At 71.3% G+C, this 24774-nt stretch carries 26 protein-coding genes and 1 riboswitch; of the genes, 13 read left to right on the top strand and 13 right to left on the bottom strand.

Features of this window, described 5'->3' with window-relative positions:
- The first annotated feature begins 40 nt into the window (after nt 1-40).
- Entirely contained in the window at nt 41-1069 is a 1029-nt protein-coding gene (locus tag ABZT04_RS39375) for a 6-phosphofructokinase (protein ID WP_356063714.1), read from the top strand.
- A gap of 60 nt (nt 1070-1129) precedes the next feature.
- Here ABZT04_RS39375 and ABZT04_RS39370 read toward each other — a convergent pair whose 3' ends face one another.
- Together ABZT04_RS39370 and ABZT04_RS39365 are read right to left on the bottom strand one after the other, a co-directional pair.
- The gene (locus ABZT04_RS39370; protein WP_356063712.1) at nt 1130-3010 is read right to left on the bottom strand and encodes an anthranilate synthase family protein; all 1881 of its coding nucleotides are present in this window, start codon (nt 3008-3010) and stop codon (nt 1130-1132) included.
- Nucleotides 3011-3104: 94 nt separating this feature from the next.
- A complete protein-coding gene (locus ABZT04_RS39365) occupies nt 3105-3173 on the bottom strand; it encodes a trp operon leader peptide (protein ID WP_356063777.1) in 69 nt (22 codons plus the stop codon).
- Nucleotides 3174-3269: 96 nt separating this feature from the next.
- Between ABZT04_RS39365 and ABZT04_RS39360 the strand changes: the two genes are divergently transcribed.
- Both ABZT04_RS39360 and ABZT04_RS39355 read left to right on the top strand, forming a co-directional pair.
- Nucleotides 3270-4622: a class II 3-deoxy-7-phosphoheptulonate synthase gene (locus tag ABZT04_RS39360; protein ID WP_356063709.1), complete on the top strand. Its 1353-nt coding sequence runs from the start codon at nt 3270-3272 to the stop codon at nt 4620-4622.
- A gap of 148 nt (nt 4623-4770) precedes the next feature.
- Nucleotides 4771-4995, top strand: a complete 225-nt coding sequence (locus tag ABZT04_RS39355; RefSeq protein WP_356063706.1) for a (2Fe-2S)-binding protein — start codon at nt 4771-4773, stop codon at nt 4993-4995.
- 12 nt (nt 4996-5007) lie between these two features.
- Here the strand turns inward: ABZT04_RS39355 and bfr are convergent, their stop codons facing one another.
- The gene (gene bfr / locus ABZT04_RS39350; RefSeq protein ID WP_328831942.1) at nt 5008-5484 is read right to left on the bottom strand and encodes a bacterioferritin; all 477 of its coding nucleotides are present in this window, start codon (nt 5482-5484) and stop codon (nt 5008-5010) included.
- 159 nt (nt 5485-5643) lie between these two features.
- On the opposite strand from bfr, the gene ABZT04_RS39345 reads away from it, so the two are divergent.
- Nucleotides 5644-6258: a sulfite oxidase-like oxidoreductase gene (locus tag ABZT04_RS39345; RefSeq protein ID WP_356063703.1), complete on the top strand. Its 615-nt coding sequence runs from the start codon at nt 5644-5646 to the stop codon at nt 6256-6258.
- Between the two features lie 18 nt (nt 6259-6276).
- Here ABZT04_RS39345 and ABZT04_RS39340 read toward each other — a convergent pair whose 3' ends face one another.
- The 5 genes from ABZT04_RS39340 to thiO form a co-directional block, all read right to left on the bottom strand.
- A complete protein-coding gene (locus ABZT04_RS39340) occupies nt 6277-7149 on the bottom strand; it encodes a deoxyribonuclease IV (RefSeq protein ID WP_356063701.1) in 873 nt (290 codons plus the stop codon).
- 34 nt (nt 7150-7183) lie between these two features.
- Nucleotides 7184-9118 carry a Stk1 family PASTA domain-containing Ser/Thr kinase gene (gene pknB / locus ABZT04_RS39335; RefSeq protein WP_356063699.1) on the bottom strand — a complete coding sequence of 645 codons (1935 nt, stop codon included), beginning with the start codon at nt 9116-9118 and terminating at the stop codon, nt 7184-7186.
- Between the two features lie 104 nt (nt 9119-9222).
- Entirely contained in the window at nt 9223-10017 is a 795-nt protein-coding gene (locus ABZT04_RS39330; protein ID WP_356063697.1) for a thiazole synthase, read from the bottom strand.
- A 3-nt stretch (nt 10018-10020) separates the two neighbouring features.
- On the bottom strand, nt 10021-10221 hold the full coding sequence (gene thiS / locus ABZT04_RS39325) for a sulfur carrier protein ThiS (RefSeq protein ID WP_355922381.1): 201 nt from the start codon (nt 10219-10221) through the stop codon (nt 10021-10023).
- Nucleotides 10218-11372 carry a glycine oxidase ThiO gene (gene thiO, locus ABZT04_RS39320; RefSeq protein ID WP_356063694.1) on the bottom strand — a complete coding sequence of 385 codons (1155 nt, stop codon included), beginning with the start codon at nt 11370-11372 and terminating at the stop codon, nt 10218-10220. Before thiO ends, thiS begins: the two co-directional genes overlap by 4 nt.
- Nucleotides 11370-11482, bottom strand: a riboswitch (TPP riboswitch). Its footprint overlaps the gene before it by 3 nt.
- Before the next feature lie 51 nt (nt 11483-11533).
- On the opposite strand from thiO, the gene ABZT04_RS39315 reads away from it, so the two are divergent.
- The 6 genes from ABZT04_RS39315 to ABZT04_RS39290 all read left to right on the top strand — a co-directional run bounded on the left by ABZT04_RS39315 (nt 11534) and on the right by ABZT04_RS39290 (nt 16368).
- Nucleotides 11534-11884: a hypothetical protein gene (locus tag ABZT04_RS39315; protein ID WP_356063692.1), complete on the top strand. Its 351-nt coding sequence runs from the start codon at nt 11534-11536 to the stop codon at nt 11882-11884.
- 32 nt (nt 11885-11916) lie between these two features.
- Nucleotides 11917-13119 carry an FAD-dependent oxidoreductase gene (locus tag ABZT04_RS39310; RefSeq protein WP_356063690.1) on the top strand — a complete coding sequence of 401 codons (1203 nt, stop codon included), beginning with the start codon at nt 11917-11919 and terminating at the stop codon, nt 13117-13119.
- Nucleotides 13120-13183: 64 nt separating this feature from the next.
- Complete coding sequence (locus ABZT04_RS39305) at nt 13184-13555, top strand: Rv2175c family DNA-binding protein (RefSeq protein ID WP_019067778.1); 372 nt, start codon at nt 13184-13186, stop codon at nt 13553-13555.
- Nucleotides 13556-13640: 85 nt separating this feature from the next.
- A complete protein-coding gene (thiE, locus tag ABZT04_RS39300; RefSeq protein WP_356063688.1) occupies nt 13641-14300 on the top strand; it encodes a thiamine phosphate synthase in 660 nt (219 codons plus the stop codon).
- Between the two features lie 110 nt (nt 14301-14410).
- Entirely contained in the window at nt 14411-15334 is a 924-nt protein-coding gene (gene metF / locus ABZT04_RS39295) for a methylenetetrahydrofolate reductase [NAD(P)H] (RefSeq protein ID WP_356063685.1), read from the top strand.
- Between the two features lie 56 nt (nt 15335-15390).
- On the top strand, nt 15391-16368 hold the full coding sequence (locus ABZT04_RS39290; protein WP_356063683.1) for a hypothetical protein: 978 nt from the start codon (nt 15391-15393) through the stop codon (nt 16366-16368).
- Nucleotides 16369-16371: 3 nt separating this feature from the next.
- Here ABZT04_RS39290 and ABZT04_RS39285 read toward each other — a convergent pair whose 3' ends face one another.
- From ABZT04_RS39285 to ABZT04_RS39265, 5 genes are all read right to left on the bottom strand, one after another.
- Nucleotides 16372-17883, bottom strand: coding sequence for an NAD(P)/FAD-dependent oxidoreductase (locus ABZT04_RS39285; RefSeq protein ID WP_356063681.1), 1512 nt, complete (start codon nt 17881-17883; stop codon nt 16372-16374).
- Nucleotides 17884-17928: 45 nt separating this feature from the next.
- Complete coding sequence (locus tag ABZT04_RS39280) at nt 17929-18555, bottom strand: DUF4126 domain-containing protein (RefSeq protein WP_356063679.1); 627 nt, start codon at nt 18553-18555, stop codon at nt 17929-17931.
- Nucleotides 18556-18920: 365 nt separating this feature from the next.
- A complete protein-coding gene (locus tag ABZT04_RS39275) occupies nt 18921-19550 on the bottom strand; it encodes a TetR/AcrR family transcriptional regulator (protein ID WP_355922407.1) in 630 nt (209 codons plus the stop codon).
- A 62-nt stretch (nt 19551-19612) separates the two neighbouring features.
- Nucleotides 19613-21697, bottom strand: a complete 2085-nt coding sequence (locus ABZT04_RS39270) for a YhgE/Pip domain-containing protein (protein WP_356063676.1) — start codon at nt 21695-21697, stop codon at nt 19613-19615.
- Nucleotides 21669-22361: an ATP-binding cassette domain-containing protein gene (locus ABZT04_RS39265; RefSeq protein WP_356063674.1), complete on the bottom strand. Its 693-nt coding sequence runs from the start codon at nt 22359-22361 to the stop codon at nt 21669-21671. The genes ABZT04_RS39270 and ABZT04_RS39265 overlap by 29 nt, the downstream gene beginning before the upstream one ends.
- Nucleotides 22362-22521: 160 nt before the next feature.
- Between ABZT04_RS39265 and ABZT04_RS39260 the strand changes: the two genes are divergently transcribed.
- The 3 genes from ABZT04_RS39260 to ABZT04_RS39250 all read left to right on the top strand — a co-directional run bounded on the left by ABZT04_RS39260 (nt 22522) and on the right by ABZT04_RS39250 (nt 24665).
- Nucleotides 22522-23061: an SAV_6107 family HEPN domain-containing protein gene (locus tag ABZT04_RS39260; protein ID WP_356063671.1), complete on the top strand. Its 540-nt coding sequence runs from the start codon at nt 22522-22524 to the stop codon at nt 23059-23061.
- 161 nt (nt 23062-23222) lie between these two features.
- Nucleotides 23223-23993, top strand: coding sequence for a methyltransferase (locus tag ABZT04_RS39255; protein WP_356063668.1), 771 nt, complete (start codon nt 23223-23225; stop codon nt 23991-23993).
- Nucleotides 23994-24269: 276 nt separating this feature from the next.
- The gene (locus ABZT04_RS39250; protein WP_356063666.1) at nt 24270-24665 is read left to right on the top strand and encodes a DUF3040 domain-containing protein; all 396 of its coding nucleotides are present in this window, start codon (nt 24270-24272) and stop codon (nt 24663-24665) included.
- The last annotated feature ends 109 nt before the right edge of the window (nt 24666-24774 follow it).

Raw genomic sequence — 24774 nt, 5'->3', positions numbered from 1 at the left:
GCGTGGCTGTCACAGGGAACTGCGGCGAAGGGATATTTCCATGCGCGTAGGAGTACTGACCGGAGGCGGCGACTGCCCCGGACTCAACGCCGTCATCCGGGGCATCGTCCGCAAGGGCGTGCAGGAGTACGGCTACGACTTCGTCGGCTACCGGGACGGCTGGCGAGGTCCGCTCGAAGGCGCCACCGTCCGTCTCGACATCCCCGCGGTGCGCGGCATCCTGCCCCGCGGCGGCACCATCCTCGGCTCCTCGCGGACGAACCCCCTGAAACAGGAGGACGGCATCCGCCGTATCAAGGACAACCTCGCCGCGCAGGAGGTCGACGCGCTCATCGTGATCGGCGGCGAGGACACCCTCGGCGTGGCCGGGCGGCTCTCGGACGAGTACGGGGTGCCGTGCGTCGGCGTACCGAAGACCATCGACAACGACCTGTCCGCCACCGACTACACCTTCGGCTTCGACACCGCCGTGGGTATCGCCACCGAGGCGATCGACCGGCTGCACACCACCGCCGAGTCGCACATGCGGGTCCTGGTCTGCGAGGTAATGGGCCGGCACGCGGGCTGGATCGCCATCCACTCCGGGCTCGCGGGCGGCGCCAACGTCATCCTCATCCCCGAGCAGCGCTTCGACGTCGAGCAGGTCTGCGGCTGGATCACCTCCCGCTTCAAGGCGTCGTACGCGCCGATCGTCGTCGTCGCGGAGGGCGCCATGCCCAAGGACGGGGACGTCGTGCTGAAGGACGGGACCCTCGACTCCTTCGGGCACGTCCGGCTGTCCGGGGTCGGCGAATGGCTGGCCAAGGAGATCGAGAAGCGCACCGGCAAGGAGGCCCGCACCACGGTCCTCGGCCACATCCAGCGCGGCGGTACGCCGAGCGCCTTCGACCGCTGGCTCGCCACCCGCTTCGGCCTGCACGCCATCGAGGCGGTCCGCGACGGCGACTTCGGCAAGATGGTCGCCCTGCGCGGCACGGACATCGTCCGGGTCCCGATCGCGGAGGCCACGGCGCGGTTGAAGACGGTCGACCCGAAGCTGTACGACGAGGTCGGGGTCTTCTTCGGCTGAGGTCTGTCCACGCTTTCGACGCCGGACGGGCATCTCGGCCCGTCCGGCGTTTGAGGACGACTACACGGCCGGTCGCCGCTCCGAGAACGTGCTCGTCCCGTGCAACTGACCCACCAACTCCCGTACGACCGCCGCCCCGTTGAGCGTCAGCACGGACTCCGGGTGGAACTGCACACCGGCGAACCCGGGCCCGCGCAGCGCGTGCACTTCCCCCTGGGCACTCCGGCTCACCTCGATCCCGTGCGCGGCCAGCTCACCGAGCGCCTCGTCGTCGCAGCGGGCCACGAAGCTGTTGTAGAAGCCGACGGTCTCCTCCCGCCCGAACAGGTCGACCGTCGTCTGCGCCCCCTGGTAGGGAACCTCCTTCCGTACGATCTCCAACCCCAGCTCCGCCGCGATCAGTTCGTGCCCGAGGCACACCCCGAGGACCCCGTGCCGGTTCTCCCGGACGATCTCGGCGGTCAGCGCCCGCAGGAACCGCATCTTCGGGTCGGCCGTGTCGGAGGGGTCGCCCGGCCCGGGGCCCAGCACCACCGGCCCCTCGTGCGCGAGCACGGCCTCCCGCAGCCCCTCCTCGTCGTACGGCCGCACGGTCACGTCCAGCCCGCCGGAGCGCAGCACATGCGCGAGCATCGCCGTGAAGGTGTCCTCCCCGTCGACGACCAGCGCGTGCCCGGTCAGCTCCTCGGACCGGTCCTGCATCCGCAGCCAGAAGGGGGCCAGGGAGGACCGGCGTCCGTCGAGCGCGGCCCGCACCCGGGGGTCGTCGGCGAGCCGGGGCCGCGCGTCCTCGCCGCGCGGCCGGGACGGTCGTACGCCCAGCGCGGCCAGTACTCCCGCCGCCTTCGCGTGGGTCTCCGCGACCTCGCCCGCCGGGTCGGAGCCGCGGACCAGGGTGGCGCCGACCGGCACCCGCAGCCGCCCGGTCGGGTCGATGTCGGCGGTGCGGATCAGGATGGGGGAGTCGAGGGTCTGCGCGCCGCCGGAGTCACGGCCGAGCAGCGCCAGCGCACCGGCGTAGTAGCCGCGCCCGCCGACCTCGTGGCGCTCGATGACCCGGCAGGCGTTCTGCACCGGTGGCCCGGTGACCGTCGCCGCGAACATCGTCTCCTTCAGGACCTCGCGCACATCCAGTGAGGAACGCCCGCGCAACTCGTACTCCGTGTGCGCGAGATGGGCCATCTCCTTCAGCCGGGGTCCGACGACGACCCCGCCCATGTCGCCGACCGTGCACATCATCTTGAGTTCCTCGTCGACGACCATCGACAGCTCCTCGATCTCCTTGCCGTCCGCGAGGAAGGAGAGGAGATGCTCGGGCGTCGGCCCCTCGGCCGGATAGCGGTAGGTCCCGCTGATCGGGTTCATGACGACGGTCCCGCCGGACATCCGGACGTGCACCTCGGGACTCGCGCCGACGAGCGTCCGCTCGCCCGTGTGCACGACGAACGTCCAGTACGCCCCGCGCTCACCCACCAGCAGCCGCCGGAACAACGCCAGCGCCTCGGCCCTGCCGTACCCCGGGATCTCTCCCTCGTACGTCCGCCGGATGACGAAGTTGGCGCCCTCGCCGCGCCCGATCTCCTCCCGCAGGACCCGCCCGACGATCTCGCCGTACGCCTCGTCGTCGACGTCGAAGCCACCGCCCTCGACCCGCACGTCGTGCGCGGGCAACTGTTCCAGGGCGTCGGCGAGCGGGATGGCGTACGACTCCTCGGGGGTGAGGAAGGCCAGCGGGGTGCCGTCGTCGCGGACGTCGAAGCCGCGCTCGCGGATCTGGCGGAAAGGGACGAGCGCGAGCCCCTCGTCGGGGAGGTCGGCGAGGCGGTCGTAGGTGGCGACCGGGCCGAGGAAGACCTCGACCATGTTCTCGTCGTGGCCCGGTGTGCGGCGGCGCAGCAGGGCGAAGGGGCGGTCGTCGGACAGGAGCTGTGTCAGGTGCATGGTTCCTCTGCCATCTGTGGGTGGAGGAACGGCCCGGGAAACACCGAAGGCCGCCCCTCGGGCGGCCTTCGCGAAGTACTGGGAGTACGCGCAGTCAGTGGGCCGCCGGATGAGCGGTCCACCACCAGTTCTGGATCGTGTGCTGGGTCGAGTGCGCGAACATGCGAGGAACCCTACCCCACGCGCACCTGAGCGTGCGGGTGTCTCACCTGTCGAGCCGTGCGAAAACCGGTCGACACGACCCCGTAATGTTGGGTGCGTGACCGTGAACGCTAAGACCAGCGCCAGCGCTGGCAACACCTGGCGAGACCTGCCCGCGGCGCAGCAGCCCGAGTACCCCGACACCGAGGCTCTGCGCGCAGTGATCGCGGACCTCGCGTCGTATCCGCCGCTCGTCTTCGCGGGCGAGTGCGACCTGCTGCGTGCCCGGTTGGCGGCCGTCGCCAAGGGAGAGGCGTTCCTCCTCCAGGGCGGCGACTGTGCCGAGGCCTTCGACGCGGTGTCCGCCGACCACATCCGCAACAAGCTGAAGACCCTGCTCCAGATGGGCGCCGTGCTCACGTATGCGGCCTCGGTGCCGGTGGTCAAGGTCGGCCGGATCGCCGGCCAGTACTCCAAGCCGCGCTCCAAGCCCACCGAGACCCGCGACGGCGTGACCCTGCCGACCTACCGCGGCGACTCCGTCAACGGCTTCGCCTTCACCGAAGAGGCCCGCATCCCGGACCCCGAGCGGCTGAAGCGGATGTACAACGCGTCCGCCTCCACGCTCAACCTGGTGCGCGCCTTCACCACGGGCGGGTACGCCGACCTGCGCCAGGTGCACGCCTGGAACCAGGACTTCGTGAAGTCCTCCCCGTCCGGCCAGCGCTACGAGCAGCTCGCGCGCGAGATCGACAACGCGCTGAACTTCATGCGGGCCTGCGGTGCGGACCCGGAGGAGTTCAAGACCGTCGAGTTCTACGCCTCGCACGAGGCGCTGCTGCTGGACTACGAGTCGGCCCTGACCCGGGTCGACTCCCGCACCGGCAGGCTCTACGACGTCTCCGGGCACATGGTGTGGATCGGCGAGCGCACCCGCCAACTGGACGGCGCGCACATCGAGTTCGCCTCCCGGATCAGCAACCCGATCGGCATCAAGCTCGGCCCGACGACGACGGCCGAGGACGCTCTCCAGTACATCGAGCGCCTCGACCCCGACCGCGAGCCCGGCCGGCTGACCTTCATCGTCCGCATGGGCGCCGACAAGGTCCGCGACAAACTGCCCGAGCTGGTGGAGAAGGTGACCGCGTCCGGCGCCACCGTCGCCTGGATCACCGACCCGATGCACGGCAACACGTACGAGGCGGCCTCCGGCCACAAGACCCGCCGCTTCGACGACGTGCTCGACGAGGTGAAGGGCTTCTTCGAGGTCCACAAGGGCCTCGGCACCCACCCGGGCGGCATCCATGTCGAGCTGACCGGTGACGATGTCACCGAGTGCGTGGGCGGCGGCGACGAGATCTTCGTCGACGACCTGCACCAGCGCTACGAGACGGCCTGCGACCCGCGCCTCAACCGCAGCCAGTCGCTCGACCTGGCGTTCCTGGTCGCGGAGATGTACCGGGACCAGTAGCAGATCAGTAGCGGGTTCGCCTGTTACCAGCACATGAAGTGGGGCGCGGATCACATACGATCCGCGCCCCATTCCACTTTTGCGGTTCCTGAGCGCCGGGTAAGGTTAGGTTAGCCTTATCGAGATCCCCGACGGGAGGTGAATCCGCGTGTACGTCTGTAGCTGCTTCCAGGTGACCGAGGCGCAGGTCCAACAGCACGCGGGTTCCGGTGCCTGCACGCCTCGCCAGATCGCCTCGGCCTGCAAGGCCGGCACCGACTGCGGCTCGTGCGTCCGCCGTATCCAGGCGATCCTCGGCCGCGGCACCTGTCCGCGCCGCGAGCTCGTGGAAGAGGGTGCGCCGGTGTTCGGCGCCCTGGAGGAAGCCGCCTAGACCTGGCGGGCCCTAGCTGGGCTGCTCGATCTGCTGCGCGATGTAGAGCGCCTCACCGAGCTGCTCGATCAACTGGAGCTGGGTGTCGAGGTAGTCGATGTGGTGCTCCTCGTCCTCCAGGATGTCCTCGAAGATGTTCGCGGAGGTGATGTCGCCCTTCGTGCGCATCACCTCGATACCCCGCTTGAGCCGGTCGATCGCCTCGACCTCGACCTGCCGGTCGGCCTGGAACATCTCGGTGACCGTCTGACCGACCCGGACGTGGAACAGCCGCTGGTAGTTCGGCAGGCCGTCGAGCATCAGGATGCGCTCGGTGATCCTGTCCGCGTGCTTCATCTCGTCGATGGACTCTTCACGCGTGTACTTGGCGAGCTTGGTCCAGCCGTTGTTGTCCTGGATGCGGTAGTGCAGCCAGTACTGGTTGATCGCGGTCAGCTCACCGGTGAGCTGCTCGTTGAGGAATTCAAGGACCTCGGGGTCGCCCTGCATTGCAGAGGCTCCTTCCAGAACGGTGGGTAGCCGGCGGGTTGCGCCGCATGATTGCACCGGCGCGAAGAGATCGTCCAGTAAGTGCATGCTTAGTAGGAGTTGCCCGAATCTGCTCGGCGTCGGTCATGTGCACCTTCCCCGGTCTGTCAGGATGGATGCATGGGTCAGAGAGGGGTCGAAGAGTCCGAGCTGCCGCCGGGCCAGCGGCTCCAGCGCGGCTGGCCGGTCACCCACTACGGCCCGGTGCCCAAGTTCCGCCCCGAGCGCTGGGAGTTCAGCGTCTTCGGCGCCACCGCCGACGGCGGCAAACTCTCCTGGAACCACGACGAGTTCACGGCCCTGCCCTACGACTCGGTGGTGGCCGATCTGCACTGCGTCACGAAGTTCAGCATGCTCGGCGCCGAATGGGGCGGCATCCCCGCCCGCACCATCCTGGAGACGGCACCACCCGCACCGGCCGTCACCCATGTCATGGTCTGGGCGGAGTACGGCTTCAGTGCCAACCTCCGCCTCGCCGACTTCGCCGCCGCCGACACCATCTTCGCCACCCACAAGGACGGCGAACTCCTCACCGCGGAACACGGCTTCCCGCTCCGCCTGATCGTCCCCCACCTGTACGCCTGGAAGGGCCCGAAGTGGGTCCGGGGCGTCGAGTACATGACGGCGGACCGGCGCGGCTTCTGGGAGGAACGCGGCTATCACAACGTCGGGGATCCCTGGCGGGAGCAGCGGTACTCGTACCAGGAGGGGCCGGAGGACGGCCCGGAGCTGTGAGTCCCGGGACTACCGGGACTACGAGTCCCTGAGCTTCTTCAGCCGCTCCACGTCCGCCGCATGCCCTTCCTTGCCCCCGGGTGTCTCGATGATCAGCGGTACGCCCGCGGTCGCCGGGTGGGTCATCAGCGCGCGGAACGGGTCCTCGCCGATGTGGCCGGAGCCGATGTTCTCGTGCCGGTCCTTGTGGGCGCCGACGACATCCTTGGAGTCGTTGGCGTGGATCAGCTTCAGCCGGCCCTCGCCGACCGTGTCCACCAGCAGGTCGAGGGTCTGGTGCATACCGGCCGGACCGGTCAGGTCGTGTCCTGCGGCGAAGATGTGGCACGTGTCCAGGCAGACGCCGAGCTTCGGGTGGGCGTCCAGCGCCTCGAAGTACGGCCCGAAGTCCCAGGTCCGTGAGCACAGGGAGGCCCCCTGCCCGGCCGTGGACTCCAGGAGCAGGAACGGATCGTCGTCGTGGGTCAGCTCGTCCAGCAGCGGCAGCAGCCGCTCCCGCACCTGCGCCAGGGCCACCCACCGCTCCCGCCCGCCCGTCGCGCTCCCGGTGTGCACGACCACGCCGAGCGCACCGATCTCCCGCCCCCGCCTGAGCGAGTGCCGCAGCGAGTCGACCGACTTCTCCACGGTCGCCTCGGTGTGCGAGCCGAAGTTGATCAGGTACGGGGCGTGCACATACGCCGGGATCGACCCGGCCTCGCAGGCCGCGCGGAACTCCTCGTCCTGCCGCGGGTTCCCGACCGGGGTGGCCCAGCCGCGCGGGTTGGCGACGAAGACCTGCACGGTCTCGGCCTTGAGGTCACGGGCGTAGGACAGACCTACGGAATTCAGGCCGCCGGCCACGGGGACGTGACCGCCGACAGGGTTGCGGGAGGGGAACTGGCTGCTCACCCGTCCAGGGTGTCACGCGCGCGGGACACCCCCGTCACCGGATCTCGATCGTGATCGTCGACCCCTTGGGAGCCTGCTCGCCCGCGTCCACGGACTGGCTCTTGACGGTGTCGCCGAACAGGCCGAGCAGACCGCGGTCCTCCTTGACCTTGAAGCCTGACTCCTCAAGGAGCTTCGTCGCTGCGTCGACGCTCGCGCCGACCACGCTCGGGACCTCGACCATCTCCGGGCCCTTGGACACGGTCAGGGTGACGGTGTCGCCGTCGGCGGCCTGGCTGTCGCCGGCCGGGGTCTGCTTCGCGACCTGGCCCGCGTCGTACTCCGAGGTGACCTCGGTGGCCGACACCTTCACCGCGAGACCGGCGTCCTGGAGGTCCGCCTTCGCTTCGTCCAGGTCCTCACCGGTGACGTCGGGCACGTCCACCGCGCTGCCCTTGCTGACGGTCAGGGCGATCGCGGAGCCCGCGTGACGCTTCGTGCCCGCGTCCGGAGCCGTGCCGATCACAAAGCCCTTGGGGACGTCGTCGCTGAACTCCCTGGTGACCATGCCGGCCGCCAGCCCGTCCCGCTTCAGCAGGGCCTGCGCCTTGTCCAGGCGGTAGCCCGTCAGGTCCGGCACCTTCACGGTCTCCGGGCCGTCCGAGATGGTCAGGGTCACCGAGTCGTTGTCCCGGATGCGGGCGCCCGACTCCGGATCGGAGCTGATCACCGTGCCACGCTTCACCGTGTCGCTGTAGGCGTGCTTGACCGCCTTGACGTCGAGACCGGCCTCGTCCAGCCGCTCCCTCGCCTGCGCCTGCGTCTTCGCCAGCAGCGGCGGGACCTTGGTGAACTGTCCGGAGTTGATGTACCAGACGCCCGCCCCGACCCCGAGGATCAGCAGCACGGCGGCGAGAACCGCGAACAGTCCGCGCCGGGGCCGCCGCGCGTCGCGCCGCCGGGGCGGCAGCGGGGGGCCGCTCTCGAACCGGCTGGTCCGGTTGAGCGGGTCACCGTGCTCGTCGTCCTCGTTGACGGGCAGCGGGCGGGGCACGGTCAGCGAGCGCGGGATCACGCTCGTACGGTTCTCCGAGTGGGGATACTCCGCGGTCAGCGCCTGCGGCGGCACCGCGTCCAACTGCTCGGTGCTCAGCCCCGAGCGCGCGTCGCGCACCAGGCCGAACAGCGCGACCGCGTCGTAGGGCCGGATGTCCGGGGTGCGCGCGGTGGCCGTGGCGACCAGCTCGTCCAGCTCGAACGCCAGCCCCGGGACGAGGGCCGAGGGCGGCGGGACGTCCTCGTGCAGATGCTTGTAGAGCACGATCGCGGCGGAGTCCCCGTCGTGCGGCTTCTGCCCGGTCAGCATCTCGTACAGCACGACACCGCACGCGTACACGTCGACCCGGGGATCGGCGGTGGTCCCCTCGATCTGCTCCGGCGCGAGATACGACACCGTGCCGAGGACGGACCCGGTGGTGCTGGTGACCGTGTCCACGGACCTGACCAGCCCGAAGTCGGCGACCTTGACCCGGCCGTCGTCCCCTATGAGCACGTTCTCCGGCTTCATGTCCCGGTGCACGAACCCGGCCCGGTGCGCGGCACCCAGCGCGGCCAGCACCGGCTCCAGGATGTCGAGGGCGGCCCGCGGCTGGAGCGCCCCGCGCTCGCGCAGCACGTCCCGCAGGGTGCAGCCGGCGACGTACTCCATCGCCAGATAGACGTACGACCCCTGGGCGCCCTGGTCGAAGACCTGCACCACGTTCGGGTGCGCCAGCCGCGCCACCGACTTGGCCTCGCGGATGAACCGGTCGACGAAGGAGGCGTCGGCCGCCAGCCCCGGGTGCATCACCTTGAGCGCGAGGACCCGGTCCAGGCGGGTGTCCACGGCCCGGTAGACCGTGGCCATCCCGCCGACGGCGATCCGCGCGTCGACGCGATAGCGGCCGTCGAGCAGCTGCCCGACGAGAGGGTCATGAAGGGTCGTATCCACGCAGGTGAGTGTACGAGCCGAGGCTGACAGCGCCGCCTTTTCGGCCAGGATCGGGGCGGTACTGCAGCCGAGCTGTGACGGATCCCACGCTGTGGAACGGGTGTTCAGAAGGCCGGCCGCTCCGGGTCCAGCCGGGCCAGGCCCTCCGCGGGGGACGAGGCCTCGGCGAAGTGCCTGCGCGGGATACGTCCCGCCCGGAACGCCAGCCGTCCCGCCTCCACCGCGCTCCGCATGCCGGAGGCCATCAGCACCGGCTCCCGCGCCCGCGTCACCGCCGAGGCGAGCATCACACCCGCGCATCCCAGCTCCATCGCGAACGCGGCGTCGGACGCCGTACCGGCCCCCGCGTCCAGGATCACCGGCACACGCGCGTGCTCGGTGATGAGCTGGAAGTTGTGCGGGTTGCGGATACCGAGCCCGGAGCCGATCGGCGAGCCCAGCGGCATGATCGCCGCGCACCCGACGTCCTCCAGCTTCCGCGCCAGCACGGGATCGTCGTTCGTGTACGGCAGCACCGTGAACCCGTCGTCGACCAGGGTCTCGGCGGCATCGAGCAGCTCGATCGGGTCGGGCAGCAGGGTCCGCTCGTCCGCGATCACCTCGAGCTTGATCAGGGCCGTCCCGAGCGCCTCCCGCGCCAGCCTGGCCGTCAGCACGGCCTCGCCTGCCGTGAAGCAGCCCGCCGTGTTGGGCAGCACCCGGATGCCCAGCCGGTCCAGGACGGACAGCACCGAGCCGTGCACGGAAGCGTTTACGCGCCGCATCGCGACCGTCGTCAGCTCCGTTCCGGAGGCCACCAGCGCGCGCTCCAGGACATCGAGGCTCGGCGCGCCTCCGGTGCCCATGATCAGACGGGACGTGAAGTTCGTGCCACCGAGGACGAAGGGGTCGTCGGCCATGGGTCAGCCTCCTTGGACGGCGGTGAGGACCTCGACGCGGTCTCCCTCGGAGAGGGGCGTCGACGGCCACTGCGCGCGCGGGACGACGGTTTCGTTGAGGGCGGCGGCCACACCGGAGGGCGACGGGGCCAGGGACCGCACGAGGGTGTCGAGAGCCGTGCCGGGAGCGATCTCCCGGGGCTCCCCGTTGACGGAGACGTTCATACGCGCGACTCCGTGAGGGCGAACCGCTTCGGGGTGAACGGACGCGCCTCGTCCGGCAGTTCACCGGTGGCCAGCGCGTGTGCGAGGGCGTCGCCGGTGACCGGGGTGAGCAGCACGCCGTTGCGGTAGTGCCCGGTGGCCAGCAGCAGCCCCGGCAGTCCGGTCGGGCCGAGCAGCGGCGCGTTGTCGGGCGAGCCGGGGCGCAGCCCGGCCCGGGTCTCGGTGAGCGGGAGTTCGGTGATGCCCGGGATCAACTCATGGGCGTCACGCAGCAGTTCGTAGACACCGCCGGCGGTCACCGTGGTGTCCCAGCCCAGCTCCTCGCTGGTCGCGCCGACGACCAGCTCGCCGTTCTCGCGCGGCACCAGATAGACCTGGCTGCCGCGCACCACGGCGCGCACGGTGCGGTTCAGGAACGGCGCGTACCGCTCCGGCACGGTCAGCCGCAGCACCTGCCCCTTCACGGGCCGTACGGGCGGCAGGACGTCGTCGGGAACCCCCTCCAGCCGCCCGCTGAGACTGCCGGCCGCGAGCACCACCTGATCCGCGCCGAGCGCTTCTCCGTCCCGCGTGACGATTCCGGCGGCCCGCTCCCGTACGACCGTGAGGCGCTCGGCCCAGGTCCGGTGGAAGACGACGCCGGCCCGCTCGCAGGCGGCCACCAGCGCGTGCGCCAGCCGCCGGGGATCGACCTGGTGGTCGCCGTCGACCCGGAGCCCCCCGCGTACGCCCGGCGCGAGCATCGGCTCCAGGCGCCGACACTCACGCCCGGACAGCCACTCCGAGTCCAGCCCCGACTGCCGTTGCAGGGCGTGCAGTTCCCGCAGATGGGCGCGGTCGTCGGCGTCCAGGGCGACGGCGAGCGTGCCGCAGCGGCGATAGCCGAGATCCAGCCCGGTGAGGTCGGTCAGCTCGGCCGCGAAGTCCGGGTAGCGGTGCGCCGAGGCCAGGTTGAGGGCGAGCAGGGTCTGCTCGCCGTAGTGCAGCTCCGTGACGGCGGCCAGCATCCCGGCGGCCACCTGAGCGGCCCCGCCGCCCGGCTCGGGGTCCACCACAGCGGTGGCGAACCCGCGCTGCGCCGCCCGCCAGGCCGTGACCAGCCCGATGATTCCGCCCCCGACGACGAGGACGTCTGACGTACGTGTAGGCATGGGCGTCCAGCCCCTCCCTTCGCCGGCATGACCCGGATCAGGTTCGTACGGTCGGAGGCCGGCCAGCCTCCCTCTCAGCCCGGTACGTCCGGACTCCCGCGAGTGCTTTACGTTGGCCACCCTAGCCCGTGCCGTATCCCTCAGTAAGGGAGCCTCCGCTCATGGCCCGCTCGCTCGACGGTCTCGTCCTCGCCCCCGTCGTGGACCAGGCACCGGGTCAGGTCGGGACGCGCACCCGGTTCGCCTACCACGAGAAGGACGGCGAGATCTGGGCCGAGTACGCGGGCGGCGACGTCGTCCGCGGACATCTCGTCGGCACGCGCGCGGGGGACCGGCTCGACTTCCGGTACGTGCAGTTGAAGCGGGACGGGACGACCTCCTCCGGGCACTGCGTGTCCCAAGTGGTCGAGCTGCCCGACGGCCGCGTCCGCCTGGAGGAGACCTGGGAGTGGGAGTCGCAGCCGGGCAGCGGGACGAGTGTTGTGGAACAGCTCACTGAACGCGCCCCCTGACTGACGAATTGTCAGGTGTCTATGGTGATCGGATGAGCGAGCAGACACGTGTGGTCGTCGTCGGCGCGGGCATGGCCGGGGTGCAGACCGCGGTCGCCCTGCGGGAGCAGGGCTTCACCGGGACCGTCACGCTGATCGGCGCGGAACCCCATCAGCCCTACGACCGCCCGCCGCTGTCCAAGGCCGTGCTGCTGGGCAAGGCCGAGGGGTCCGCCTTCGACGTCGACTTCGAGGCGCTCGGCATCGAGGTGCGGCTGGGGCGCGAGGTGGTGGGCCTGCGCCCCGCCGAGCACGAACTGGACACCGCCGAGGGCCCGGTGCCGTACGACGTCCTGGTGCTCGCGACCGGTGCCGAGCCGATCCGGCTGCCGGGCGCCGAGGGCATTCCCGGGGTGCATCTGCTGCGCACTCTGGACGACGCCGAGCGGCTGCGGCCCGTGCTCGCCCGGCAGCACGACATCGTGGTCGTCGGCGCGGGCTGGATCGGCGCGGAGTTCGCCACGGCCGCGCGCGAGGCGGGCTGCGCGGTGACCGTCGTGGAGGCCGCCGACCGGCCGCTCGCCGGCGCGCTGCCCGCCGAGGTGGCCGCGCCGATGGCCGCCTGGTACGCGGATGCCGGAGCCTCGCTGCGGACGCACGCGCGCGTGGCGCACGTCGAACCCGGCGAAGTGGTCCTCGACGACGGCTCCCGGCTGCCCGCCGGCGCCGTCGTGGTCGGCATCGGCGCCCGCCCCGCCACCACCTGGCTGACCGGCTCCGGCGTCGCACTGGGCGCCCACCACGAGGTCCTGGCCGACGACCGGCTGCGCACCTCGGTGCCGGACGTGTACGCGGTCGGCGACTGCGCCTCCTTCCCTTCGGGAAGGTACGGCGAGCGCCTTCTGGTCCACCACTGGGACAACGCCCTCCAGGGCCCCCGCACGGTCGCCGCGAACATCATCGGGGAGGTCCCGGCGGTCTACGACCCGGTGCCGTACTTCTGGTCCGAGCAGTTCGGCCGCTTCGTCCAGTACGCCGGCCACCACGCGTCCGCCGACACGACCCTGTGGCGCGGCGATCCGTCCACCCCGGCCTGGACCGTCTGCTGGCTGCGCGAGAACCGCCTGGTGGCCCTCCTGGCGGTCGGCCGCCCCCGCGACCTGGCCCAGGGCCGCCGCCTGATCGAGGCGGGCACACCGATGAACCCCGAGCTGCTGGCCGACCCTTCTCGGCCGATGAAGGCCGCTATCGCCTAGTTGGACCCCCCGGGTCGGACCGGCCCGACTTCCGACTGTCAGTCCGGGATGGCACGCTGTTCACGTGACCGAGATTGACGCAAAGATCGATGCTCTCGTCCCCGCCTGGCTCACGCTGCCCGACATCGCAGAGATGCTCGATGTCGAGGTGACACGCGTGCGGCAGCTGGTCAAGGAGGGCCAAGTCATCGCCGTACGCCGTGGTGAGAACCGCGCGCTGCACGTCCCCGCCGCCTTCATCGACGGGGCCGAGCAGAAGGTCGTCAAGGGCCTCACGGGCACCCTGACGCTCCTGCGGGACGACGGCTTCTCCGACGAAGAGATGCTGGAGTGGCTCTTCACCCCCGACCCCAGCCTGCCCGGCACCCCCGCGCAGGCACTCAGCGAGAATCGCGGCACGGAGGTGAAGCGCCGCGCCCAGGCGCTCGCCGTCTGACCCGGACGCCCGACCGGTGTACGGGCCGCGCCCACCCGCGGCCCGTACACGGCACCACCACGCCATGACAACGGGGGACACACCCATGCCCGACACCACCGCCGCCGCCGTGCGCGCCGAACTCGCCGACGCCCGGCTCTACCTCTGCACGGACGCCCGCAGGCGACAGGGCGACCTCGCGGAGTTCCTGGACGCGGTCCTGGTCGGCGGGGTCGACATCGTGCAGTTGCGCGACAAGGACATGGAGGCCGCCGAGGAGCTTGAGCACCTCCAGGTGTTCGCCGACGCCTGCGCCCGGCACGGCAGGTTGCTGGCGGTGAACGACCGCGCGGACGTCGCCCACGCCGCCGGCGCCGACGTACTGCACCTGGGCCAGGGCGACCTTCCGGTCCCCGCGGCCCGCGCGATCCTCGGCGCGGACGTGCTGATCGGCCGCTCCACCCACGCCGAGTCCGAGGCCGCCGCGGCCGCCGTCCAGGAGGGCGTGGACTACTTCTGCACGGGCCCCTGCTGGCCGACCCCCACCAAGCCCGGCCGGCACGCCCCCGGCCTCGACCTGGTCCGGTACACGGCCGCCCTGGGCACCGACCGCCCCTGGTTCGCCATCGGCGGCATCGACCTCGGCAACCTCGACGAGGTGCTCGAAGCGGGCGCCCGCCGGGTCGTCGTCGTACGGGCCGTCATGGAGGCCGACGACCCGGGCGCGGCGGCGGCGGAGTTCGCGAAGCGGCTGCGGCAGCTCTGAGGGGCGTCCAGGAGCCGGGCTTTTGTCCGATGGGTGGACAAGAGGGCGACAAAGCGGGCAAATTCCCGGTTCCGGTTGGGTGACCGGCGCCCCCTGACTAACCTGCGGGTATGGCCTTCGGAACCGCATCCACCAGGACTGATCGAGCACGCACCGTGCGCGACATGCTCGCGACCGGCAAGGGGACGTATTCGTTCGAGTTCTCCGCGCCGAAGACCCCCAAGGGTGAGCGGAACCTGTGGAGCGCACTGCGAAGGGTCGAGGCCGTCGCCCCCGACTTCGTCTCGGTGACCTACGGCGCCGGCGGCTCGACCCGCGCGGGCACCGTCAAGGAGACCGAGCAGATCGTCGCCGACACCACGCTCACCCCGGTCGCACACCTCACCGCGGTCGACCACTCCGTCGCCGAACTGCGCAACATCATCGGGCAGTACGCCGACGCCGGGATCCGCAACATCCTGGCCGTGCGCGGCGACCCGCCCGGCGACCCCATGGCCGACTGGGTGGCGCACCCCCAGGGGCTGACGTACGCGGCCGAACTGGTCCGGCTCATCAAGGAGTCGGGCGACTTCTGTGTCGGTGTCGCCGCGTTCCCGGAGATGCACCCGCGCTCCCCGGACTGGGACACGGACGTCTCGCACTTCGTCGACAAGTGCCGGGCCGGCGCCGACTACGCGATCACTCAGATGTTCTTCCGCCCGGAGTCGTATCTTCGCCTGCGCGACCGCGTCGAGGCCGCGGGCTGTGTCACCCCGGTCATCCCCGAGGTCATGCCGGTGACCAGCGTGCGGATGCTGGAGCGGTTGCCGCAGCTCAGCAACGCGGTCATCCCGGACGCCTTGAAAGAGCGAATCCTCACAGCCAAAGACGATCCGGCGGCTGTACGCTCGATCGGGATCGACTTCGCCACGGAGTTCTGCGCCCGGCTGCTGGCCGAGGGAGTGCCAGGACTGCACTTCATCACGCTCAACAACTCCACGGCGACGCTGGAAATCTACGAGAACCTGGGCCTGCACCACCCACCGCGGGCCTAGACCGGCCGCCCGGAGATACGACACACTGCGTAGCGGCCACTGGGAGAGGGGCGTACATGGGCTGGACGGTCCTCTACATCGCGTTCGGCATCGTCGCACTGTGGTTGCTCGGTGAGGTGTTGCTGCAGTACAAGGCACGGCTGCGCTGGCGGCTGCTCGCCTTCGTGGGCTTCCTGGGCGTCGTGCTCGGGGTGCTGATGCCCTCCGTCATCGTGATCGGACTGGGCGCGGTGGCCTTCGCCGTCGGCCAGACCTACGTCACCCTGTCGTTCCGCCGCGGCTTCGAAGCCGGCTGGGCGGTCTCCGGTCGGCCCGGCGCGGGCGGCATCAAGCGCCGCCGCGGCGAACCGGACGAGCAGGACCCGGACCTGGCGGCCGCCGGCCCCGAGCAGGCCGAGGGCGCCTTCCAGGACTACGGCCAGAACAAGGCGGCCTACGCCCAGGACGACGACTACGACCGCGACGACGTGTTCACCCCGAACCGCCCCCTCGACCCCACGGCCGCCGAGACCACCTCGGTCTACGAACCGCAGCCCCTGCCGGACGACACCGGCTCCTACGGCATATACAGCAACGCCGCGTACGCGAACGCCGCCGACCCCAACTACGCGGCGGCGGCCGCCGGTCAGACCCAGGACCAGGCCTACGCGACGGGCGAGCAGCAGCAGTACGGCTACGACCCCGCCTACTCGGGATACGACCAGCAGCAGTACGGCTACGACACGACCGGCCAGCAGCAGTACGCGGCCTACTCCGACCCGTACATCGGCACCCAGACCTACGGCGGCGCCACGTACGACACGGGCTACGACGGCCAGCAGCAGTATCCCCAACAGGGCTACACCCAGGACCAGTACGGCAACAACGGCTATGTGGGCGAGACCCCGGCCGGCGGGGTGTGGGTCCCGCAGCAGCGCAGCGACGAGACCTACGGCGGCGAGCTCCCGGCGGACCAGCAGTACTACCAGGGCGACGGCCAACAGCAGCAGCAGCCGCAGTCGGGCACCGGCTACGACGAGCAGTACCGTTTCTGAAGCCTACTGAGACCCTCTGAACCCCGGTCCCTCCACGATCAGTCCGGCGACCAGCGCCCCCGACATACCGGCGTGCGCAAGCCCGCCGCCGGGGTGGGACCAGCCGCCGACCCGGTACAGACCGGGCAGCCGCGTGGTGTTCGCCGGATGCAGGAAACGGCCCCCGCCGGCGGCGAGCGAGGGCGCGGGTACGGCTCCGGAGCGGGCGCCGGTCTCGCTCTCCGTGTCCCCGGGAGTGCGCACCTCGTGCCACAACAGGCGCTCCCGCAGAGCCGGTACGGCGGACTCGGCGGCCTTGAGGAGGAAGTCGGTGTACCGCCGGACAGTGCCCTCGTCCGCCCAGGTCGCCTCGCCCGGCAGCACGGCGGACACCACCGCCGACTCATGGTCGTCGTCCGGCCGCAGCGCGGGGTCGTCGGGGCGCAGCACCGTCACTGTGGGACAGCGGGGCTCGTCGCCGCCCGGGGAGGCCAGGAAGTCCAACTCGGCCTCGCGGTCCGGTGCGTGGACGACCGTCCGGTGGACGGCACCGGCCTCGCGCGGGCCGCGCAGGGCCAGCAGAAGCGTGCACCGCACCGGCCGGGGCGCGTCCGGATCGGCCCGCACATCACCGTCCTCGTCCAGCGGACGCTCCGTCAGGGCCCGCAGCCGCGCCGGGTCCACATCCGCGACGACATGGTCCGCGTCGGTCACCGAGCCGTCCGACAGCTCCACTCCCGCCGCCCGTCCGTCCTTCTCCAGGACCCGGGTGACCTCCGCCCCGAAGACGAACTCGACCCTGCGCGCCACGCACCGCTCGTACACCGCGCGCGCCAACTCCCGCATGCCGCCCCGCACATACCAGGTGCCGAAGGCGTGCCCCATGTACGGCAGCACGGCCGCGCTCGCCGGAGCACTGTAGGGGTTCAGGCCGTACGCGAGCGCGTGGCTCTCCAGGAGGGCCGTCAGGCGCTCGTCACGCAGCTCCCAGGCGCCGATCTCGGCGAGGGTGCCCGCACGGCGGGTGCGCAGCAGTTTCTTGTGCGGGACCGCCGGATAGGGCTCCTGCCCGGCCAGCACCGACCAGTTCGGCCACAGCGGCTCCTCCAGGAGGGGCCTGCGGGTGCGGTCCCAGGCCTCGCGGGCCCGGATCAGGAAGTCGCCCCAGCGCTGCCCCGCGCCGCCGCCCAGCGCCTCGTCCAGGGCCGTGACGACGCCCGCGCGGGAGGCGTTCGGCAACGACACCTCGGTGCCGTCCGCGAAGAGGTGCCGGGAGGACGGGTCGACCTGGACCAGCTCGACCAGGTCCTCCAGCGGCTGCTTGCCGGTCTTGATGAACAGATCGCGGTAGACCGCGGGCACGGGCAGCAGTCCGGGGCCGGTGTCGAAGGCGAAGCCCTCCCGCTCGAAGCGGCGCACCGCACCGCCGTACGTCTCCGTACGCTCGTACACCGCCACCCGGTGGCCCGCGACGGCCAGCCGGGCAGCGGCCGCCATCGCGCCCATGCCGGCGCCGATCACCGCAATCCCTGCCATGCCCGCGACTTTATCGGCCGCCACTGACACTCCGGTCACGGGCCGTCACCACCGCGGTGGGTCCGGGTCCCCTCCCACCTGCGTGGCCAGCCGTTTCTCCTCCCGGCGTTGGGCCCGGCGGCGCAGGAACCGGCGGATCCGTGAGATGAGGAAGAACAGAACCGTGAGGCCGGTCGCCAGCAGCACGGCCGCGATGATCGCCGCCGCCTGGGGATGGAACATCGCGAAGGAGACGATCCCGCCGACCCCGAGATCCTCCGCGAGGCTCATGATCACATTGCTGAACGGCTCCGGCGACGTGTTGATCGCCATCCGCGTCCCGGCCTTGACCGTATGGCTGGCCAGCGCCGTGGAACCGCCGATCAACCCCGCCGCCACATCGTTCAGCGAACCGCTGTGCCCGGCGAGCACGGCCCCGACCCACGCCCCTGCGGCCGGCCGGATCACCGTGTGCACGGAGTCCCACACGGAGTCGACGTAGGGGATCTTGTCGGCGACCGCCTCGCACAGGAACAGCACGCCGGCCGCGACGAGGACCTCAGGGCGTTGCAGCGACTCGGGGACGGCGTCGCTCACCCCGGTCGCGCCGAATATCCCGAGCAGCAGCACCACCGCGTAGGCGTTGATGCCGCTGGCCCAGCCGCTGGTGAAGACCAGAGGGAGTACGGACACGGAGGCGATAGTAACCACTCCGCAACGAGGCGTCCTGGGCCTGAGCGCGTACGACTGAGTATCCGTACCTAGAGGGCGAGTTGAGTACGCGCGCGGATGGGGTGCGACCTGCGCGAACGAGAGAGTGGAGACACGGAAAGGGGCGCGGCTCCGGTACCGCCGACACGGGGCGGCGGAACGGTACCCGCGCCCTTGGCCGCTCCTTCCGCCGGATTCCCGGCGGAAGCGAGGCACGGGGGAACCCGGGGGACTGACCGACGGGGGTTCCGACAGGGGGAACGTACGGGGGAAGCACGAGGAGGCGCCGGTTCGAGGTGGCCCGCGGGGGACGCGGCCACCACGGACCGGCGCTTCCGCGCGTGCGGTCAGTGGCTTCCGCTCACCCGGCCCTGGAGCAGCCGGGACAGCGCCGAGTGGACGTCGTCCAGGGAGCGCTCCGGTTGGAACGACTGCCAGTCCAGGGCGGCCACCAGGACCATCCCGACCAGCGCGGCCGCGGTCAGCCGGACATCGATCTCGGGGCTGAACTCGCCGTTCGCCACGCCCGCGTGCAGCACGTCCTCGATGGCGGCGTTCACCTGCTGCCGTACCACCATGAGCGTGGGCTGCCAGGAGCGGTTGGTGCGCCACAGCTCGGCCACGTAGAGCTGGGTGAAGGACGGGTAGCGGGCGATGAAGCCGAGGCCCGCGCGGATCATCGCGTCCAGGGCGTCGACCTTGCTGCCGCCGTCCCGGGCCGTCTGCTCGGCCGCCTCGCGGAGGGAGGCGGTGAGCAGGCCCACGCCGTGCCGCAGCAGCTCCTCGAAGAGGACGGACTTGCTCGCGAAGTTGTAGTAGACCGTGCCCTTCGCGACCCCGGCACGCTCGGCGATCTCGTCCACCGTGGTGGCCGAGAAGCCCTGTTCGGCGATGAGCGTGACGGCAGCCTCGTAGAGCTTCTGCCGAGTGGCCTCGCGGCGCGTGCTGCCGCCCGGCGGGGTGCTGCTGCTTTCCATGGGCCTGATTGTCACAGGCCCCACTCCCGCGCCGGGCACGGGTGCCGGGGTCCTGGGCGAGGTCACAGGCTCAGCTCCGGATGCAGCCGGTCCAGGGTCCACACCTGGCGGCGGCGCGCCGACAGGGCGGTCAGCGCGAGCGCGCCCGCGGTGAAGCCGACGAGCACCACGCACGCGTGCCACACGGGTTCCAGGCCACCGCCCGTGATGAGCCTCCGTAGTGCCTCGACCACGTAACTCATCGGCAGGAAGGGGTGGATCGCGTTGAAGAAGCCCGGACTGGTCTGCACCGGATAGGTGCCGCCCGCCGACGTCAACTGGAGCATCAGCAGGGCGAGTACGAGGATCCGGCCCGCCGCCCCGAAGCGCGCGTTCAGCCACTGCACGACGGCCGCGAAGCACGCCGTGACCAGGAACAGGAAGCCGACCGTGCCGGCCGCGTGGGCCATCTCCAGGCCTATCGCCCAGTGCAGTACGGCCATCAGGGCCACCGTCTGGAGCACCCCGACCGCCACGACCGGCAGCCAGCCCGCGAGGGCGATCCGCCAGGCCGGGGCACCGGCGGCGAGCGCGCGCCGGTTCATGGGCGTGATCAGCATGTACGCCACCATCGCGCCCACCCACAGGGACAGCGGGATGAAATAGGGGGCGAATCCGGTGCCGTAGTTGGGCGCCTTGTGCAGGTCCTGGGAGGCCAGTCGGACCGGGTCGGACATGACCCCGGTGCGCCGGTCGCGGTCCTGCTGGTCGTAGTCCGGGATCTTCGCGGCGCCGTCGTGCAGTCCGCCGGCGAGCTTCCCGGAGCCGTCGACGAGCTTGTACAGGCCGCCGCTGAGATCCACGGCGCCCGTCTTCAGCTTGCCGACCCCGGTGTCCAGGTCGGCGGCGCCGGTCTTGGCCGTGCCGAGCCCGGTGTGCAGGGTCTTGGCGCCGGCGGCGACCTTCCCGGCCCCGTCGTTGAGCTTGTCGATCCTGGCCACCGCGTCGTCGAGGTCCTCGGAGAGGTGCGGTGCGCGGTCGGCGAGCGCCTGGGCCTGCGTCTGGAGCGTGCCGAGGTTCGCGTCGAGCTTCTTCAGATCGCCGTGCTGGTCGGCGACCAGGCTGTTGACGTCGTCGGCGACCTTCGCCACGTCCGCGGCGGCCTGGGCGGCCTTCTTCAGGTCGGGACAGGCGGCGTCCTTCAGGACGGCGGTTTCGCAGCGTGCCCTGTAGACCTCGTCCAGGGTGTCCGAGGCCGCGTGCGCGCCCTTGGCGGCGACCGGGGCCGTCTTCACCAGGACGTCGAGGTTGTCGCGGATCGACTGGGCGGAATCGGCGACCAGTCGGGCGGTGTCCCCGATCGTCTTCTCGTTGTCCTTCAGGAAGGGCCCTACCTTGGCGGCGACCCCGTCGACCGTGTCGGCGAGCGTCTGTGTCCCCGCCGCGACCTGCTTCGAGCCGGCCTCCAGGTCGCCCGCGCCCGTGTCGAGCTTCTTCAGGCCCTTGGAGAGCTTGCCGCTGCCCTTCTTGGCGGTCTTCAGCCCGTCGGCGAGATCCTTGGAACCCTCCTCGGCCGTACCGATGCCGCCCTTGAGCTGGTCGGCGCCGTCCGCGGCTTTCACGGTCTGGCCGTGGATGTCGGAGAACGAGACGAAGATCCGGTCCAGGAAGGTGCGCGAGGCCTTGGTGGACGCTGCCGAGCGGACCTCGCTGAACACCGTCCGGGAGATCTGCCCGACGATGTAGTTGTTCGCGTCGTTCGTCCGTACCTGGAGCGCGCCCGTCTCCGGGGAGTCGCCCGCACTGGAGGTGACACGCTCACTGAAGTCGGCCGGCATGGTCAACGACAGGTAGTACGTGCCGTCCTCGACGCCCTTCCGCGCGGTGGCAGCGCTCACCTCGTGCCAGTCGAACGTGTCGCTGTCGCGCAACCCCTCGGTGATCTCGTCGCCGGCGGTGACCTTCTTCCCGTCGGCACTCGCCCCCTTGTCGTCGTTGACGAGCGCCACGGGGATACGGTCCAGGCGGCCGTACGGGTCCCAGAAGGACCACAGGTACAGGGCGCCGTACAGCAGCGGCAGCAGCAGGAGGGCGACGAGCGCGGCGCGCGGCAGCTTCCCCCTGCCGAAGCGCCTCAGCTCAAGCGCGGCCAGTCTCGGCGCGTGCATCGGCCTTCTCCGTTCCCTCGGTGGACACCGCCACGACGGTCGTTCCGGAATCGGCGAGCGACCTCAACAGGTCCCAGATCTCCGCCCGTTCGGCATCCGAGAGCTTGAGATCGACGTCGTCCACGGCGAGCAGCGCGGGCCGCCCGATGAGCGCCAGCGCGATGGACAGCCGCAACTCCTGCGGCCGTTCCAGATCCCGTACGGCGGTCCGGGAGCCTTTGGGCAGGGTGTCGAGTTCGAGCCCGGCGGCGGCCACGGCCCGCTCGATCCGCAGCCCCGCCTCGACCGCCCGCTCGGATCGCGGCCGCAGCAGCCCGCGCACGGAGTCCCCGAACCGCCGTTGCAGCAGCGCCCGTTCCCGCAGATGCTCCGCGACGGTCAGTGCCGGATCGAGGTCGGTGACCCCGGCGACATGGGCCGGCGCGCTGACCCGCCGTACGGCCGCCGACTGCTTCGGCAGCGTGAACCCGCCCACGGAGGCGGCCCCTTCGGACGCCTTCATCCGCCCGGTGAGCGCGAGCAGCAGACTCGTACGCCCCGACCCGGACGGCCCTACGACGGCGATCAGCGAGCCGGGCCCGGCGTCCAGGGAGATCCCCCGGAACGCCCAGCCGCGCGGCCCCCTGAGCCCGAAGTCCTCGGTGACGACACCCACCCCACCCACGGATTTCCCCATCCCGGATTTGAACTGACTGGTCAGTGCAAAAACTAACCCGAACCTTCGATCGAAGCAAAAGCGCAGGTCAGAACGGATTGTCAGTGCCCTACCTCACGATGGGTACATACGGCACCAGTGCCGTCACACAGACGACAGGAGGTTCGTCATGGCCAACTCGTCCGCAGCCGCCGCCCGTCGGCGCCGCGCCCCCGGCCCTGCCCCCTCACTGACCGGCCCGGCGAGCGACGTACACCCCGTGCTCCGCCGGGCCACGGCCCCGCCCGCCGCCCTCGACCTCCTCGCCCAGGCCCGCGCCGGACTGGACGAGGCAGCCGTCCTCGAAACGCCGAACGAGCGTTATGCGACGGCCCACCTCGCCGCCCTGCGCACCGCCGCCGCGGTGCTCGCCGCGCGCGCCCAGCCGGAGACCACGGCCCGGCGCCGGGCCCGTATCCGCAGCGCCTGGGAAGTACTCCCCGAGATAGCTCCCGAACTCACCGAGTGGAGCGCCCTGTTCGCCTCCGGCGCCCGCCGCCGGGCCCGGGCCGAGGCGGGCATCCAGGGCGCGGCGACCCGCCGGGACGCCGACGACCTCGTACGCGACGTGGCGATGTTCCTGCGCCTGGTGGAGCGGATGCTCGTCCTTCAGCCGGTGCTGCCGCAGCCGCGCCAGGACCCCGAGCGGCCGGAGGACCGCGCCGGGTGAGCGGGCGGTGTTCGCCGCGCGAGACACATCACCAGGTACGGCACCGGAGGCAATAGGGTGGAGGGCGCCTGAAGCCCTCCCTCCGCCCTGCACCGGGACCGGGGAGGCAGCCCGTTCGCTCCGCCGTGCACAGGCGGTGCCGCGCCGAGGAGTCAACTGCCGTGTCGGACCCGAGCCGCCCCCGCGCCTCCCTCCGTACCGCCGTGGTCTGGGAGGTCCTCCAGGACGCCCTCGACCGCCGGGTCAAGGCCACGGGTCGGGACGCGCTGGACGTCCTCGACACCGGAGGCGGCAGCGGCAACTTCGCGGTGCCCGTCGCCCGTCTCGGCCACCGCGTCACCGTCGTCGACCCCAGCCCGAACGCGCTGTTCGCGCTGGAGCGCCGCGCCGCCGAGGCTGGTGTCGCCGATCGCGTCAAGGGCGTCCAGGGCGACGCCCACGGCCTCTTCGACGTGGTCGAGCGCGGCGGCTACGACGCGGTGCTGTGCCACGGCGTCCTGGAGTACGTGGACGACCCCGCCGAGGGCGTCCGCACCGTGGTGGCCGCCCTGCGCCCCGAGGGCGTCCTCAGCCTGCTCGCCGCCGGACTCGGCGGTGCCGTCCTCGCGCGCGCCCTCGCCGGCCACTTCACGGAGGCCAAGCAGGCCCTCGACGACCCGAACGGCCGCTGGGGCGCGGGTGACCCCGTCCCGCACCGCTTCACCGCCGAGCAGCTCGCCGCGTTCGTCGCGGGCGCGGGCCTCGACGTCGGCGCCGTGCACGGCGTGCGGGTCTTCGCCGACCTGGTGCCCGGAGTGCTCGTGGACACCGAGCCCGGTGCCCTGGACGCGCTGCTCAAGCTGGAGGCCGCGGCGGCCGAGCTCCCGGCGTTCCACTCCGTGGCCACGCAGCTTCATGTGCTCGGCGTGACGCGGGGTGCCGCGGAGGCGTGAGCGGCCTCCCGTGCCGGACCCCTGATCAGCGGCTCGGCCGCACATGGAGTACGCCACAGGCCCCCCGATCGGGGGCCCGGCGCCGTATGATCGAGGGAGACCGCCCGGCATGACGGGACGGCTGCTGGGGAATGGAAGCTTCAGCGAGCCGGACAGCCATGGCGGATTCCGGTTGGCCAATTGGCGTAGAGGGGCGGGTTTCACGGGGGCGATTCCCTGCCTATCCTGAAGGGACCCCCCGGGTCGCCCCGGCGACTGCACGATGAGGAGGACGCCGTGCCGCTCTCGGAGCACGAGCAGCGAATGCTTGAGCAGATGGAGCGAGCGCTGTACGCCGAAGACCCCAAGTTCGCGACAGCGCTTGAGGGAAGCGGTCTGCGGACGTACACCCGGCGACGGGTCTACCAGGCGGTCGCGGGCTTCCTCGTGGGTATCGCGCTCCTCATTGCCGGAATGGTCACACTGCAGATCTGGGTCAGCGTGGTGGGATTCCTCGTCATGCTGGGCTGCGCGGTCCTCGCCGTGACCGGCTGGCGCAAGGCTCCCAAGCCTGGCGAACAGCCCGCCGCAGGCGCTCCGCATGCCCGCCGTCAGGGACGGCCGCGGCGCTCGGTGATGGATCGTATCGAGCAGCGCTGGCAGCGCCGGCGCGACGAGCAACAGGGCCAGTAGCACCCGGCTCCGTACCCCGGAGGTACGCCGTCCAGATCGGGCTCGCCGTGCACCACCCTGAGGCTCACCGCCTCCCCCGAGCCGAACGGCGGGCGGCCGGTGAGCGCGT

Origin of the sequence: Streptomyces sp. NPDC005492 (genome assembly GCF_040605995.1) — a bacterium.
In the GTDB taxonomy this organism is placed as follows: Bacteria; Actinomycetota; Actinomycetes; order Streptomycetales; family Streptomycetaceae; genus Streptomyces.
The sequence above is the reverse complement of the archived record's forward strand: the minus strand, read 5'-3'. Positions and strand labels throughout refer to the sequence as shown.